Annotated in this window: 7 protein-coding genes and 2 pseudogenes; 4 read left to right on the forward strand and 5 right to left on the reverse strand. The window is 40.9% G+C overall.

The window, feature by feature from the left end:
* Positions 1 to 38 precede the first annotated feature (38 nt).
* The 4 genes from ycaO (at position 39) to pflA (ending at position 6,285) form a co-directional block, all read left to right on the forward strand.
* Complete coding sequence (gene ycaO / locus M992_RS12700) at positions 39 to 1,796, forward strand: 30S ribosomal protein S12 methylthiotransferase accessory factor YcaO (protein ID WP_053908941.1); 1,758 nt, start codon at positions 39 to 41, stop codon at positions 1,794 to 1,796.
* A gap of 327 nt (positions 1,797 to 2,123) precedes the next feature.
* Complete coding sequence (gene focA, locus M992_RS12705) at positions 2,124 to 2,981, forward strand: formate transporter FocA (protein ID WP_047256703.1); 858 nt, start codon at positions 2,124 to 2,126, stop codon at positions 2,979 to 2,981.
* 71 nt (positions 2,982 to 3,052) lie between these two features.
* On the forward strand, positions 3,053 to 5,335 hold the full coding sequence (gene pflB / locus M992_RS12710) for a formate C-acetyltransferase (protein WP_053908942.1): 2,283 nt from the start codon (positions 3,053 to 3,055) through the stop codon (positions 5,333 to 5,335).
* 209 nt (positions 5,336 to 5,544) lie between these two features.
* Positions 5,545 to 6,285, forward strand: coding sequence for a pyruvate formate lyase 1-activating protein (pflA, locus tag M992_RS12715; protein WP_047256701.1), 741 nt, complete (start codon positions 5,545 to 5,547; stop codon positions 6,283 to 6,285).
* 286 nt (positions 6,286 to 6,571) lie between these two features.
* Here the strand turns inward: pflA and serS are convergent, their stop codons facing one another.
* The 5 genes and pseudogenes from serS to M992_RS15675 form a co-directional block, all read right to left on the reverse strand.
* Positions 6,572 to 7,861, reverse strand: a complete 1,290-nt coding sequence (gene serS / locus M992_RS12720) for a serine--tRNA ligase (RefSeq protein ID WP_053908943.1) — start codon at positions 7,859 to 7,861, stop codon at positions 6,572 to 6,574.
* A gap of 441 nt (positions 7,862 to 8,302) precedes the next feature.
* On the reverse strand, positions 8,303 to 9,646 hold the full coding sequence (locus tag M992_RS12725; protein WP_053908944.1) for a replication-associated recombination protein A: 1,344 nt from the start codon (positions 9,644 to 9,646) through the stop codon (positions 8,303 to 8,305).
* Positions 9,647 to 9,659: 13 nt separating this feature from the next.
* Positions 9,660 to 10,280 (reverse strand): outer membrane lipoprotein periplasmic chaperone LolA, encoded by a 621-nt coding sequence (gene lolA / locus M992_RS12730; RefSeq protein WP_053908945.1) that lies wholly within the window; start codon positions 10,278 to 10,280, stop codon positions 9,660 to 9,662.
* A gap of 149 nt (positions 10,281 to 10,429) precedes the next feature.
* A pseudogene (locus M992_RS15670) lies at positions 10,430 to 12,133 on the reverse strand (DNA translocase FtsK); the annotation flags it as partial.
* An 801-nt stretch (positions 12,134 to 12,934) separates the two neighbouring features.
* Positions 12,935 to 14,608, reverse strand: a pseudogene (locus M992_RS15675) (DNA translocase FtsK 4TM domain-containing protein); the annotation flags it as partial.
* Positions 14,609 to 15,503 lie beyond the last annotated feature (895 nt).

Genomic DNA, 15,503 nt, shown 5'->3' on the forward strand with positions numbered 1-15,503 from the left:
CATAGGTTTTCTAAAAACATCATTATCAAGTGACTGACATGACTCAAACATTTATCCCTGGCAAAGATGCCGCCCTCGAAGATTCGATAGCCTCGTTTCAAGATAAATTACACTCTCTAGGATTTAATATCGAAGAAGCCTCCTGGCTGAATCCTGTACCTAACGTCTGGTCAGTACATATTCGTGATCGTGACTGTTCGCTGTGCTTTACCAACGGTAAAGGCAGCACTAAAAAAGCCGCATTAGCCTCTGCTTTGGGTGAATATTTTGAGCGTCTCTCAACCAATTATTTTTTTGCTGATTTCTATTTAGGTAAAAACATCGCGGACGGTGAATTTGTTCATTATCCTAATGAAAAGTGGTTTCCTTTAACCGAAGATGACAGCTTACCCGACGGAATTTTAGACGCAGGTTTATTAAAATTTTACGATCCTGATAATGCCCTAGGTGGCAGCCAATTGATTGATTTTCAATCCGGCAATACCGAACGTGGGATCTGCGCGCTACCATTCACGCGTCAATCAGACAATCAAACGGTATATATTCCAATGAACATCATTGGTAATCTATATGTTTCAAACGGTATGTCAGCGGGAAATACCGCTAACGAAGCACGAGTTCAGGGATTATCTGAAATTTTCGAGCGCTATGTTAAAAATCGTATTATCTCTGAATGTATCAGCCTTCCGCTGATCCCTGCTGAAGTAATGAATAAATACCCAAGCGTGGTAGAAGCGGTAAATACCTTAGAACAAGAAGGCTTTCCAATTTTCTGCTATGACGCATCATTAGGGGGCGAATATCCAGTTATTTGTGTGATTTTATTCAATCCAGCCAATGGTACATGCTTCGCTTCGTTTGGTGCACACCCCGATTTTAGTGTCGCCCTAGAGCGTACAGTGACAGAATTATTACAGGGTCGTGGTTTAAAAGATCTCGATGTGTTTAATGCACCGACGTTTGACGATGAAGAAGTGGCGGATAATACTAATCTCGAAACTCACTTTATTGATTCAAGTGGTTTAATTAGTTGGGACTTATTTAAAAAAGAGGCTGATTATCCATTTGTCGAGTGGTCATTTAAAGGGACAACTCAAGAAGAATTCTCTACCCTTATGGCTATTTATAATCAGTTAGATGCTGAAGTTTATATCGCTGATTACTCTCATTTAGGCGTCTACGCATGCCGTATTTTAGTGCCTGGTATGTCCGATATTTATCCTGTGGAAGATCTGCATATTGCGAATAATACCATGGGGGCACATCTGCGCGAGGTGATTATTAGTCTGCCAGAGAGCCAATGGTCAGCTGAAGAATATTTATCATTTATTGAGCAACTGGATGACGAAGGCTTAGATGATTTTACCCGCGTACGTGAATTATTAGGTCTGGCAGTAGGCAAAGATAATGGCTGGAGTAATTTGCGCATCGGAGAATTAAAATCCATGCTAGCATTAGCAGGTGGTGATTTAGAGCAAGCGCTTATTTGGGTTGAATGGACGCAAGATTTTAATAGTTCCGTGTTTACCCCTGAACGTGCCAATTATTACCGTTGTCTACATACTTTATTGCTGCTTAATCAAGAAGATGAAAGAGATCCTGCTCAATATTATGATGCATTTGTACATATGTATGGCGCAGATACCGTAGATGCAGCATCATCTGCCATCGCTGGTGAGAATTGTTTTTATGGCTTATGGGCTATCGACGAACAATTATCCTCGCTTCCCGCACATCAGGCATTATTAGCTGCCTATGAAAAATTACAAAAAGCAAAAATAACCGCTGCGAAATAACCATACTAATACAATGGGTTAAGAACAAATAGCTGTTATAAAGTAAAAATCAGGTTAATAAGTCAATCATCAATAACATTAAACTGACATTTTAGCCTGATTTTTTACTTTTAGGATGTTACTAGCGGGTATTTTAAAAAAATCACACAAATATTAAAATTTATTTTTTCTTTTATTTTCATTAAATTACAGATTTATTTAACATAATTTAAACATAAAATCCTTAAATCTACGCTGAGTTTATGATCCACGTCAAATATCTATTTTCCCCCCTTTGATACTATAATTGCGTACAATAATTAATTAACTTTATAAGAGAGTGTTAGTATGAAAGCTGACAACCCTTTTAATCTTTTACCTCCGGCTATCATGGCAAAAGTTGCTGACGATGCTTGTGTGTATAAAGCAAACAAACATCCGGCAATTACTTATTTGTCAGCCTTCACCGCCGGGATTTTTATTTCTATTGCTTTCGTTTTCTATATTACAGCAACTACAGGTGCCTCTACCGCTCCTTTCGGATTTACTAAATTAATTGGCGGTATCTGTTTCTCTCTCGGTTTAATATTGGTGGTTATTTGTGGTGCTGATTTATTTACATCAACAGTATTAACCATTGTATCTAAAGCCACCGGTCGAATTACTTGGGGACAAATGTTCCTCAACTGGTTTAATGTCTATATTGGTAATTTGATTGGCGCATTATTCTTTGTTGCACTTATTTGGTTCGCGGGCCAATATACGGCAGCAAACGGTCAGTGGGGATTAAATGTATTACAGACCGCTGATCACAAGTTACACCATACCTTCATTGAAGCCGTTTGCTTAGGTATTCTAGCCAATATGATGGTTTGCTTGGCTGTCTGGATGAGCTATTCAGGCCGCAGTCTTACTGACAAGTTATTAGTGCTTATTCTGCCTATCGCGATGTTTGTCGCTAGCGGCTTCGAGCATAGTATTGCCAATATGTTTATGATCCCTTTAGGTATTGTCATAAAAGAATTTGCTCCTGCTGAGTTTTGGGCCCAGATTGGTTCAGCGCCAGAGCAATTTTCTCATTTGACTATCGGACATTTTATCTCTGACAACCTAATTCCAGTTACTATTGGTAATATCATAGGTGGTACGTTGTTAGTCGGTTTGATTTACTGGTTTATGCACTTACGTGATGATAGTCATCAATAAGACTCTTCATTATGTAGTTGAAAAGTTTATTAAGATCCTTAAAAGATCCATTGTTAAAAGGTAAAAGTATCATGACCGAATTAAATGAAAAATTCGCTTCAGCATGGCAAGGTTTTACACAAGGTGAATGGCAGAACGAAGTTAATCTGCGTGATTTCATCCAGAAAAACTACACCCCGTATGAAGGCGATGAATCCTTCCTGACCGGTTCTACCAAAGCCACTGATGCTTTGTGGGACAAAGTTATGGATGGCATCAAAATTGAAAACCGTACACATGCGCCGGTCGATTTTGATACTGACATTGCTTCGACTATTACCTCTCACGATGCGGGTTACATCGAGAAAGATTTAGAACGTGTTGTTGGCTTGCAAACTGATGCGCCACTGAAACGTGCTCTGATCCCATACGGTGGTATTCGTATGATTGAAAGCTCATGCAAAGCTTACAATCGCGAACTTGACCCGATGGTTAATAAAATTTTCTCTGAATATCGTAAAACCCATAACCAGGGTGTATTCGATGTTTATACACCAGACATCATCAAATGTCGTAAATCAGGTATCCTGACAGGTCTGCCAGATGCGTATGGCCGTGGCCGTATCATCGGTGACTACCGTCGTATCGCGGTATACGGTATCGACTACCTGATGAAAGATAAAGTTAAACAATTTAATTCTTTGCAAGCAAAAATGGAATCCGGTGAAGATCTGGAAATGACCATTCAGCTACGTGAAGAAATCTCTGAGCAACATCGCGCACTAGGCCAAATGAAAGAAATGGCTGCTAAATATGGTTGCGATATCTCAGGCCCTGCTAAAAATGCTCAAGAAGCTGTTCAATGGACTTACTTCGGTTATTTAGCCGCTGTTAAATCTCAAAACGGCGCGGCAATGTCATTTGGTCGTGTATCGACTTTCTTAGATATCTACATCCAACGTGATATGGATGCGGGTAAACTAACTGAACAAGAAGCTCAAGAACTGATTGACCACTTGGTCATGAAACTGCGTATGGTTCGTTTCCTACGTACACCAGAATATGATGAACTGTTCTCTGGTGACCCAATCTGGGCAACGGAATCACTAGCCGGTATGGGTCTTGATGGCCGTACTCTAGTAACTAAAACCACTTTCCGTTTCTTGAACACACTGTATACCATGGGCCCATCTCCTGAGCCTAACATGACTATTCTGTGGTCAGAAAAACTGCCTCTGAACTTCAAAAAATATGCCGCTAAAGTTTCTATCGATACATCATCTATCCAGTATGAAAACGATGACTTAATGCGTCCTGACTTCAACAGCGATGATTACGCTATCGCTTGCTGCGTCAGCCCAATGATTGTTGGTAAACAAATGCAGTTCTTCGGTGCTCGCGCTAACTTAGCGAAAACCATGCTGTATACCATCAATGGTGGTGTTGATGAAAAACTGAAAATGCAAGTAGGTCCAAAACACGAACCGATCCTCGACGAAGTTCTTGACTTCGACGTAGTGATGGATCGTATGGATCACTTCATGGATTGGTTGGCAACTCAGTATGTCACTGCACTGAACATCATTCACTACATGCATGACAAATACAGCTATGAAGCTGCATTGATGGCACTGCATGACCGTGATGTTTATCGTACTATGGCGTGTGGTATCGCTGGTCTGTCAGTTGCTGCTGACTCACTGTCTGCTATCAAATACGCTAAAGTTAAACCTATCCGTGACGAAGATGGCATTGCTGTTGACTTCGAAATCGAAGGTGAATATCCACAATTCGGTAATAACGATTCACGCGTCGATGATATCGCTTGTGACTTAGTTGAACGTTTCATGAAGAAAATTCAGAAACTGCGTACTTACCGTAATGCGGTACCAACTCAGTCAATTCTGACTATTACTTCTAACGTTGTATACGGTAAGAAAACAGGTAACACTCCAGATGGACGTCGTGCTGGCGCACCATTCGGACCAGGTGCTAACCCAATGCACGGACGTGATCAGAAAGGTGCAGTTGCATCACTGACTTCTGTTGCAAAACTGCCGTTTGCTTATGCGAAAGATGGTATTTCTTATACCTTCTCTATCGTTCCTAATGCGTTAGGTAAAGATGATGATGTTCGTAAAGCTAACCTTGCGGGTCTGATGGATGGTTATTTCCATCACGAAGCTTCTATCGAAGGCGGTCAACACTTAAACGTCAACGTTATGAACCGTGAAATGCTGTTAGATGCGATGGAAAACCCAGAAAAATATCCACAGTTAACCATCCGTGTTTCTGGTTATGCAGTGCGTTTCAACTCACTGACTAAAGAGCAACAAAAAGACGTTATTACTCGTACATTTACTGCTTCAATGTAATGACTTGCTAACGCAACACCAACGGGATTCAAGGGTCACAATCTCTAGTAACCTGAACTGGATAACGTAATTAACGTGACAGTTCAGGTATAAAAAAGAATGTAGCCAGCCAATATACAACTTGAACCCCTATTGGTGTTACAATAGAATAAATTAAAGGCCCCGCATTTGGGGCCTTTTTATCTCGTCAGTTTTGGGAGTCTTCTGTCATGTCCGTACTTGGTCGTATCCACTCTTTTGAATCCTGCGGTACTGTTGATGGCCCCGGTATACGCTTTATCGTATTCTTTCAAGGCTGCCTAATGCGCTGCCTATACTGTCATAACCGTGATACCTGGGATACCCATACAGGTACTCAAGTTACCGTTGAAGAATTAATGAAAGAAGCGGTGACTTATCGTCACTTTATGAATGCTACTGGTGGAGGCGTTACTGCCTCAGGTGGCGAAGCTATTTTGCAAGCTGAATTTGTACGTGACTGGTTCCGTGCTTGTCAAAAAGAGAATATTCATACTTGCTTAGATACTAACGGTTTTGTTCGCCGTTATGATCCAGTGATTGATGAATTACTGGATGCTACTGACCTGGTGATGTTAGATCTCAAACAGCTGGATGATGAAATCCATCAAAAACTGGTTGGCGTATCCAATCATCGAACCTTAGAATTTGCTCGCTATTTGGCGAAACGTAATCAAAAAACATGGATACGTTATGTGGTCGTTCCCGGCTGGAGTGATGATGATCACTCGGTACATTTATTAGGTGAGTTCATGCAAGATATGAAAAATATCGAAAAAGTTGAACTACTTCCTTATCATGAGCTGGGTAAACATAAATGGGAAACCATGGGTGAAGAATACAAATTGAATGGGGTTAAGCCTCCGTCTAAAGAAATTATGGAGCGTGTTAAATCCATTCTCGAAGGCTATGGCCTCAAAGTAATGTATTAAGCCTTCAGCCCCCCATCGATTAACCATCTTATTTAAATCTGATTAATAATAGGCAGAGCCGGTACAAATATCACCACTCTGCCTGTTTATTCTCAAGTAGCATAATATTTATCAGTTTCTTTCTTTACTATACTTTGACTATACTCTTTATAGTGATAAATATTTCTATCATATTCTTTTTAATCCTACCGTATCAAATCATACAAATCATACAAATCATGATATAAAAAACCGCCGGTTTTTAACCAGCGGTTTATCATTTTCTAACTCAAGCTATCAGTCAAGATTAACCAATATATTCTAAACCTTTCATATAAGGACGTAGAACTTCTGGGATCTCAATACGGCCATCTGCTTGTTGATAGTTTTCCATAATTGCCACTAAAGTACGTCCGACAGCTAAGCCAGAACCATTTAGTGTATGAACCAATTGTGGTTTCTTATCATTTTTACCACGGAAGCGAGCTTGCATACGACGCGCTTGGAAATCCTTCATATTTGAGCAAGAGGAGATTTCACGGTAAGTATTTTGCGCTGGCAACCATACTTCTAAATCGTAGGTTTTGCATGAACCGAAGCCAATATCACCGGTACATAACAACACTTTACGATAAGGTAAGTTTAATAATTGTAGAACTTTCTCTGCATGGCCAGTTAGTTCTTCAAGCGCTTCCATCGATTTTTCAGGATGAACAATCTGTACCAACTCAACTTTATCAAACTGGTGCATACGGATCAGACCACGCGTATCACGACCATATGAGCCCGCCTCAGAGCGGAAACACGGGGTATGCGCTGTCATACGTAATGGCAATGACGCTTCATCTAAGATTTCACCACGCACTAGATTGGTTACCGGTACTTCTGCGGTTGGGATCAACGCATAGTTACTTTCACTTTCTTCTTCTAATGGCTTGGTATGAAATAAATCTTCGCCAAATTTAGGTAATTGTCCGGTACCGTATAAGGTTTCGCGGTTTACCAAATAAGGGACATACAGCTCTTGGTAGCCATGCTGTTCAGTATGTAAATCGAGCATAAACTGAGTCAAAGCACGGTGTAAACGCGCGATCTGACCTTTCATCACGACAAAGCGTGAACCTGTCAGCTTAACGGCTGAGGCAAAATCTAATCCTCCTGATAATTCACCTAAGCTCACATGATCTTTCACTTCAAAATCATAGTGGGCTGGCTCACCCCAACGGCTAATTTCAAGATTTTCAGTATCATCTTTACCATTAGGGACACAATCATCAGGAATATTAGGTATGCTCAATGCAATATCACGGATTTGGTCTTGCAGCTTATCTAATTCCGATTTCGCTGAATCCAATTTCTCACCTAATTGGTTTACTTCCTGACGCAGCGCATCAATATCTTCACCGCGTGCTTTAGCCGCGCCGATAGATTTCGATCGAGAATTGCGTTCTGCTTGCAGGGTTTCAGTTTCAACTTGTAAAACTTTGCGGCGTTCTTCTAATTCACGCAGCTTTTCCACATCAAGGGTAAAACCCCTGCGAGCCAGTTTTTCAGCAACCGCGTCTAGCTCTGTACGCAGTAAATTGGGATCGAGCATGCTTATCCTGTGATTCTTGTTGTTTAAGTGATGAGATAGAGCCCTGTATTTGATAGATCAAGTAGTTACTCCTGTTTATCACTGAAGTATCTACTGAAGCATGGTTTAACTGCATCATAAAATAAATAATGCAGTTAAACATATTTCAATGAGTCTATCGTAAAATTATTTAACTCTGCCTTTAAGCCGAGTAAAAAATAAAAAACATACAGGATTTACAATATTATTTTTTCTAAACAGTTTAGTTGCGGTAAATAGCTAGCTTGTGTTTTGGTCTATATTTTAGGCCTACATAGCAGACAATAAAAATAATGCACCATTGGTATACAAAATAGTCCAATTGTATACCAAACGATTATGATAAAAACTACGATAACAAATAAACCAACAACTTAAACTATCTAAGCGATACTAACTTATAACCTTACCGTATAGCTATAATTAACGATAGCGTTTTATTGAGCTATTTTGATCCTGTTCAGTTAACCATGCTAATTTATCACTAATTTTACTTTCTAATCCGCGGTTAGTCGGAAAATAATAATGGGTCTCTTTCATATCTGGCGGAAAATAATTTTCGCCCGCAGCATAGGCGTTAGGTTCATTATGCGCATAACGGTATTCTTGCCCAGCCCCTAACTGCTTCATTAATTTAGTCGGCGCATTGCGTAGATGATCAGGAACATCATAATCCGGCTGTTCTCTGGCATCAGCCAAAGCAGCTTTAAACGCAGTATAAACCGCATTACTTTTGGGCGCGCAAGCTAAATAAACAATCGCTTGAGCAATTGCTCTTTCACCTTCTGCCGGCCCGACGCGGGTAAAACAATCCCATGCCGAAATAGCCACTTGCATCGCACGGGGATCAGCGTTGCCCACATCTTCAGAAGCGATAGCCAATAAGCGACGAGCAACATATAACGGGTCGCCACCGGCAGTTATTATTCGAGCATACCAATATAAGGCTGCGTCGGGCGCTGAACCACGCACTGACTTATGCAACGCCGAGATTAGATCATAATAACGATCGCCTTTATTATCAAAGCGTGCACTGCGCTCTCCGCTAACTTCTTTCAATAATTCAGGCGTTAAAACACGTTGCCCTTGCTCATCAGCATTAGCCATATCAGCCATCATATCTAATAAGTTGAGCGATCGTCGGGCATCGCCATTGACTAATTTAGCAATTAGAGTACGTGTTGAATCTGGCAAAATAATATTTTTACCGCCTAACCCATTGATAGAATCAGTCATTGCCTGTAATAAGACTTCTTCAATATCATTTTCATCCAATGATTTCAGTAAGTACACTCGTGCTCGTGACAATAAGGCTGAATTCAACTCAAAAGATGGGTTTTCGGTCGTAGCACCGATAAAGGTGATAGTGCCGTCTTCTATGTGTGGCAAAAATGCATCTTGTTGGCTTTTATTAAAGCGATGGACTTCATCAACAAATAAAATTGTCCGTCTACCTGCATTACGATTTTGACGCGCTTTCTCTATCGATTCACGAATTTCTTTAATTCCTGAGGTCACCGCAGATAAGCGCTCAATATCCGCCTGGGCATAATGACCAATAATTTCAGCTAATGTCGTTTTACCGGTACCTGGTGGTCCCCATAAAATCATCGAATGCAGATGCCCTGCCTTAATAGCTCGAGGCAAAGGCTTTCCTTCAGCCAGAAGATGCTTTTGGCCAATATAATGTTCGAGATCAATTGGACGCATGCGCGCAGCTAAAGGCTGAAATTCATTTTGCGAAAAATCGAGAGACAGATTACTCACTACGCCCTCTTATTTATTTGGCTGAACGTTGATCATCCAAAGTCACACCCTGCGGAATTTTTAACCTAAATTTACTTTTATCCACCGGACCATTTTTCTGTGTATTCAACTGATAAGCACTTACTTGACCATCTTGTTCTATGGCTGAAAATTTCTCTATTGTGCCATCAGGGGAAACCGTGATTGAAAAACCTTTAAGTGTACCGTTAAGCTGCTTAGGCTTCAGATCAAAGCTATTGCCTTGTTGAATAATAGAATATTGCTTCCAATCCTGAGGATTATTGCGCGTAATCAACATAAACGGCGTATCATTAGTCGCGTCGTTCAGTGACGTTACCGTTACCTGTTCAACGAAAGGATTATAAAACCATAAATCTTTACCGTCTGAAATCAAAACACTTTCATCAGGCGACGTCATATTCCAGTTGAACAAGTTTGGTCTTTGTATCCATAATTCGCCACGACCTTCTTGAATTAAATCACCTTCGGCACTGGTAACTTTTTGACTAAAATTAGCATGGAAGCTATTCACTTTATTTAGACGGGTTTGCAGGTCTTGACTAGCATCCGCCAAAGTCATCGCTGAATACAAGCTCACCACTAAAGCCGCGCCTAACAATATCATTTTCTTCATTATTCAATGACCTTTTAAATACACCCAAGTGAATGCTTTTAAATCGATAACCTATATGTTCAAAAAATATAGATCGTAAATTATCTACACTATCTAGTCCCATAACTAACTGAATATTCAGACCGATTAACAATAATCCATCAATAATATTAATGCTCCATCGACGGTGGGGCTAATACTTCACGATTACCATTATGTCCCGGCTCACTGACAATTTGCTGAGCTTCCATTTGCTCAACAATTCGTGCGGCACGGTTATAACCTATACGGAATTGACGTTGTACACCAGAAATAGATACTCGTTGTTTTTCAACCACAAAAGCCACCGCCTGATCAAATAACGGGTCTAATTCTTCAGCTGCTCCATCAAAACCACCTGCACCATCAGATTCATCACTGCATTTAGTAATACTTTCAATATATTCAGGACGACCTCGTGCTTTCCAATCATTAACCACTGCGTGAACTTCTTGGTCCCGAACAAAGGCACCATGAACACGCATTGGAATAGATGAGTTTGGTGGCAGGTAAAGCATATCCCCCATTCCCAATAATGATTCTGCGCCACTTTGGTCGAGAATAGTTCGAGAATCTATTTTACTCGATACCGTAAAGGCAATACGGGTTGGAATATTAGCTTTAATCAATCCGGTAATAATATCCACAGAAGGTCGCTGTGTGGCCAACACTAAGTGAATACCTGCTGCACGCGCTTTTTGTGCCAAACGAGCAATTAATTCTTCAACTTTTTTACCCGCTGTCATCATTAAATCAGCAAACTCATCGACCATGACGACAATATAAGGCTCTTTCTTTAAGACCGGATGTTCGGTTTCCATGCTATCACCCGGCTTCCAGAATGGATGAGGAATAGGCCGGTTCATTTCTGCCGCTGCTTTAATTTTCTCATTATAGCCCGCGAGGTTACGTACCCCTAAAGCTGACATTAATTTATATCGACGTTCCATTTCATTAACGCACCAACGTAACGCATTGGCTGCGTCTTTCATATCAGTAACTACTTCAGTTAATAAATGCGGGATACCTTCATAAATAGAAAGTTCGAGCATTTTAGGATCAATCATAATGAAGCGAACATCTTCGGGTTTCGATTTATATAAAATACTGAGGATCATTGCATTGACCCCAACAGATTTACCCGATCCAGTTGTCCCCGCAACGAGCAAATGAGGCATTTTCCCTAAATCAGCCACCACCGGTTCGCCTTCAATATCTTTGCCTAATACGATAGTTAATGGAGACGGATCATTACGGAATTTATCGCAATCCAGGACTTCTCTAAGATAAACCGTTTGACGTTTTTTATTCGGTAATTCTAATCCGACATAAGGTTTACCCGGTATGACCTCAACAATCCTTACCGCAGTTGTCGATAAAGAACGTGCTAAATCACGGGATAAATTAGAAATTCGCGCAGCTTTAACTCCCGGTGCTAAATCTAGTTCAAAACGCGTGATCACCGGTCCTGGTGAAAAACCGACGACATCGGCTTTAACACGATAATCATTCAGTCGAGCTTCAATTAGCCGAGATGTCTGCTCAAGAGCAAACATATCTACCGGTTCTTCTTGTGCCGGAGGGCTGCTCAATAAATCTAGCGATGGCATTGGCGTTGTCGGTTTCGGCAACGGCTGCTCGTTACGCACCAAAAACGGATGGAATAAACTATCTTGCTGCGGTTGCTGCGGTTGCTGCGGTTGCTGCGGTTGCTGCGGTTGCTGCGGTTGCTGCGGTTGCTGCGGTTGCTGCGGTTGCTGCGGTTGCTGCGGTTGCTGCGGTTGCTGCGGTTGCTGCGGTTGCTGCGGTTGCTGCGGTTGCTGCGGTTGCTGCGTAAAAGTATGTGTTGCTGGAGTGATCGCGTCTAGTGTTACCGCAGGATTATTTTCCCTAGATTGTTCCTCTTCCCGAGAATTAAACGACGGCATGAACACCGGTTCAGTCGGTTGATCATTAAGCAATTCTTCCGCCGATGAGATTGAGTCTAATGCAGATAAACCGGCAAAAGGATCCTCAATATCGGTAGCTTTACTCTCGCTAGCGTCACCTGCCCGCAAATCATATTCTGGGTGATGACCACCATCATCATCGTACGGCTGATGTCGATGCGGCGAATGATTGTCCTGCTGAGGATACCGCGATTGAGAGTCAGATGATTGCTGACTCATATTTTGCGATAAATCTTCCGCAACTGTCGTCTCAGAATCAGTCGCAGAGAAAGAAGAACCATAATCTTTTGTGGCCGGTGAAGCAGATGGCCAGCGATGAATATTCTCAGGCTGAGTGTATACAGGCTGTTGTTGCTGAGATAAGTCAATAAATGAGTTAGTTACCGCAGATCCTTCCTCACGCGTAATCTCACTGTTATTCTGCATCATACTGTTGTTCTGCATCATACCTTGTTCGTTTGATGCAGACGTAACTGTTATTTCAGCTTCAGTTTCTTCAGCGGAATGACGATTTTCTGTAGGATCCTCAGCGGTTGATTCACCATAGCGCTCGCGTTGTTGCTGTAAGAACTGCTGGCGTAATAATTCATCCTGCTCTAAATCTTCCGCAGTTTGGCTATCGTCAGCATCATTCCACTGCCCCATAGCCTGTTGACGCTGTTTTTCTTCCTCTTTACGGCGTTGAATTTCTGCTGCACGCTGTGAAGGAATACGAACACCATATAGCTCTCTACGTGTCGGTAATCTGACTGGATTTGGGCGAGGTAATTCGGGGCCAATACCTTGTTTTACTTGAGCATGACGCTCAATCGCTGCCGCAGAAATTCCCGCGGCCATTAAAGCAGAATTATCTTTGATTGACGCGGCTTTATTTACCGATGACGTTGATGAGCTCGCTGTTGAATATGCAGACTCAGGAGAAGCGACATTGGTCTGGTCTAAGTGGTTGCTTGCCGAGGTAATACCCGTAAACGCATCTGATACTGTCTCAACAGGTGTGTGTGTATCTGCTGCCGGTGGCATTGTTTCTTGATGGATAAATGCACTGCTCGATGCCATCGCTGTCGGTATTGGCGTTTGCATATCATCGTGAGCGTTATCTGTTGAATACTGTGTTGTTTGCTGCGACTCAGAAGAAAATACTGGGTCAATTATCGACTGAGCAAAATCACCAAGCACCGGTTCTTGATTTATCTCTGATTCAGGCATTTGCAGATTGTAATCAGCGTATTCTTTCGGTACATCAAAGCGATAATGTTCAGGATGCTGTTCTGGTGCCTCTGATGTCGCCGAGAAACTAGGTAGATGCTCTTCTTGCTCAGAAATTTGAGATTCTAATTTTTGAGATTCTAGCTGTTGCGCAGCGTCACGATGATTAGCTGCCAGTGGTGCTCTTGACGTATCTGTTGAAATAGCAGGATTTTCAGCCGCTGATGCAGTATCAGTAACCCCGGAAGGCGTTACCTTCATTGGCGATAATTCCGTACTGGCTAATTCAATTATTGAAGGAGATGAAAAAAGGACATCATCAATATCTAATTCATTTTTATTCGACTGAATGTCAGATGCTTCAATATGGCTGGCTAATGCCGAAGCAGACGCAGTTGTATCAATAGCATTAGATGAAGTAGATTTAACCTGACTATCAAATACTGGTTCAGCGCTATAATCACTAGTTAATGCTGTTTTATCAAGTTGATAGTCTTCATCTTGATCATCATCGTAATCATCATATTCTTCACCGCGCGCTCGATTAGTAATTAGTGTTAATGGGATCAATATCGCTGCGCCAATTTTTTCAGCAATTGTTAACCACGACCACCCAGTAAATAACGTAAAACCAATTGCCCAGAGAAAAATCAGTGCCAAAGTCGCACCAAGCGAATTAAACCACGGCATGATGGCATTACTAAACACACTGCCTATTACCCCACCGGATGAAAAGTTAGGTAAATCATCAAAATTAAGCGCAGCAAGACCACAAGAACTGAGTATCAGCGTTAATGCCCCAATAACACGCAAGGAAAGTGAGAAAAAATCAACATAACGCTGTTGGCTTTGGGAATGATAGATCCCCCAGCATCCGAGAATAAGCAATGGAGGAATAGCAAAAGCTAACATGCCAAACGCCGAAAATAGAATATCAGCGCTCCATGACCCGATACTGCCCGCTAAATTCTTAACTGGCTCATTCCATGTAGTTTGTGACCAGCTTGGATCTGAAGGATTAAAACTTACCAGTGCGACTATCAAAAAAATCGCGCCGAGTGCAATGGCAAGTAAAATAGCTTCGAGCAAGCGCCGACCAGTGCTTAGCTTCTTAAATCTTATATGCTTATCTTCTGTGTATTCCTGGCTCATTATAATTACTTTGTTGATTTACCTAATATTTCATGACTAAACGGTAAGATGAAGATTAACAGTAATTAGTTCGATAGCTTATGATATCGTTCATTTGATAGCGTTTAATTTAATCGCGCTGATTTAATATAGTTGATTGATTTTATAAGCTTTAATACAAACTTTTTACGTTAAACTCAACTCTGTATAATTATTCTTGCTTAATACGATAAGCGTTGTTAAACGCCTCCCCTACTCGGATATTTCTATCTGTACTGTCATTATTCTCGTGCTGTTTGGCCTATACATACCATCTAAAATATCACAGCACAATACATATGTTTAAAAACACAGTAGTTAATAGATCAATAATATCTTTGTTCAACACTAGCACTTATACTTTTCTGCACAAATATTATCACTATCTTCCTGTTCTAAAAGGATTGAGTTTGCTAGTGCACAATAATGCTCATGCAAGAATTCTACCATTTTTTATCTGTTATTACTTATCAGAGTTAGTGGATTTTATTCATTTTTAGCATTCAACAAGATGATTTAAGTTTTCCGAGAAACTTTAGTAGTATAGCAACCGTATTTAACCCATACCTTTCATTTAAATCATACTCAGTATTTCATCTTAACTACTTTGATTCAATTTGTATTTATGGACAAAAATCTTAATTTTTGAGGAAGGAAATATAGGATAAATTGCCAGTAATTATCAATGAAATATACGAGGTAATATGACTCCAACGAAGTTATGGCTGAAATAGCGTTGGAAAATAATATGGGAAATCAATCATTGCAAAAAAACTATAATTCAGTAGGTTTATCAAGTTCCCCTTTAAAAACGGAACAACGCTGGCATAACCAGCGTTGAAACTGCAGTGCATTACACAGGAAAAACCTGCATGGC

It is taken from the genome of Moellerella wisconsensis ATCC 35017 (genome assembly GCF_001294465.1).
Taxonomy (GTDB): domain Bacteria; phylum Pseudomonadota; class Gammaproteobacteria; order Enterobacterales; family Enterobacteriaceae; genus Moellerella; species Moellerella wisconsensis.

What these genes read in the sequence shown, in the direction of transcription:
- ycaO (WP_053908941.1), top strand. Translation starts at nt 39, where the DNA reads ATGACTCAAACATTTATCCCTGGCAAAGATGCCGCCCTCGAAGATTCG.
- focA (WP_047256703.1), top strand. Translation starts at nt 2,124, where the DNA reads ATGAAAGCTGACAACCCTTTTAATCTTTTACCTCCGGCTATCATGGCA.
- pflB (WP_053908942.1), top strand. Translation starts at nt 3,053, where the DNA reads ATGACCGAATTAAATGAAAAATTCGCTTCAGCATGGCAAGGTTTTACA.
- pflA (WP_047256701.1), top strand. Translation starts at nt 5,545, where the DNA reads ATGTCCGTACTTGGTCGTATCCACTCTTTTGAATCCTGCGGTACTGTT.
- serS (WP_053908943.1), bottom strand. Translation starts at nt 7,861, where the DNA reads ATGCTCGATCCCAATTTACTGCGTACAGAGCTAGACGCGGTTGCTGAA.
- lolA (WP_053908945.1), bottom strand. Translation starts at nt 10,280, where the DNA reads ATGAAGAAAATGATATTGTTAGGCGCGGCTTTAGTGGTGAGCTTGTAT.